At 71.1% G+C, this 1,137-nt stretch carries 1 protein-coding gene; it reads left to right on the top strand.

The genetic code is table 11. The features are described from left to right. A partial coding sequence (tnpC, locus tag ACGFK0_RS37685) for an IS66 family transposase (RefSeq protein ID WP_392913579.1) occupies window positions 1-1,063 on the top strand: 1,063 nt, incomplete at its 5' end. Window positions 1,064-1,137: the final 74 nt, after the last annotated feature.

Below are 1,137 nucleotides of genomic sequence, written 5' to 3'. Positions count from 1 at the left end.
GCGACTCCAGCACAACCTGCACACGGTGGCGTGCGGCTGCGGGAAGGTGCACACCGCCGCCCGCCCGCAGGGGGTGCCGGCCGCACCGGTCAGCCTCGGGGTCAACCTGCGGTCCTGGTGCGTGTATCTGATGGCCTGGCACGCGATCCCGGTGCACCGGGTCGCCGAGCTGGTCACCTCGCTGACCGGGGCCGAGCCCTCACCCGGGTTCGTCCACGGCCTGCTCAAACGTGCCGCGGCCGCGGTGGAGCAGGCCAACCTGCGGATCCGGGCCCTGCTCACCCTCGCGCACGTGGTGTGCTGCGACGAGACCCCGATCCGCGTCGGTCCCAAGGCCGGCCCGGGCAGGGGCAGCAAGTACCTGCTGGTCGCCTGTGATCGACGGTTCACCTGGTACCAGGTCGGCGACCGGACCCTGCGGACCTTCACGCAGTCGGTCATCGCCGAGGCGACCGGCGTGATCGTGCACGACCGCTACCAGAACTACGACTCGGCGCAGCTCGGTGAGCATGAGCACCAGTTGTGCTGCGCGCACCTGCTCCGCGATCTCCAAGACTGCGCCGAAACCTACCCCGACGCGGCCTGGCCCGGGCAGATCGCCGAGGCGCTGCAAGGCCTGATCCACGCCGCCAACCTGGCGCGCGCCCAGGGCCGCGACACGCTCCCGGCGGGCACCAGGGCGATGTGGACCCGCAGCTTCCGGCACGGCGTCCGCATCGGCCTGGCCGAGGTCCGCCGGACCCCCGGACCGGCCAAAACCGTGACCCAGCCGGTCGGCCGGATGCTGCTGGAGACGCTACGCGACCGGCAGGACGACGTGCTGCGCTTCACCAGCGACCTGCGCATACCCCCGACCAACAACCAGGCCGAACGCGACCTGCGCCCGGCCAAGACCCAGCAGAAGATCTCCGGCCGGCTCCGCTCCGAACGGGCAACCCAACACCGGTACGCCGTCCGCGGCTACCTCTCCACCGCCGCCAAGCACGGCGTCGATCTGCTCACCGCGATCCGCGAGTCCCTGCTCGGCAGACCCTGGATGCCACCCGACCCGGCCCCGGCCTGAGCACGCCCCATCCAGCGTTGCGGTCACGCAACGCTAATTCGCCATGCCTCAAAGCACCCGAGCTGAATGCTTAC

Origin of the sequence: Spirillospora sp. NPDC048823 (genome assembly GCF_043198445.1) — a bacterium.
In the GTDB taxonomy this organism is placed as follows: Bacteria; Actinomycetota; Actinomycetes; order Streptosporangiales; family Streptosporangiaceae; genus Spirillospora.
The sequence above is the reverse complement of the archived record's forward strand: the minus strand, read 5'-3'. Positions and strand labels throughout refer to the sequence as shown.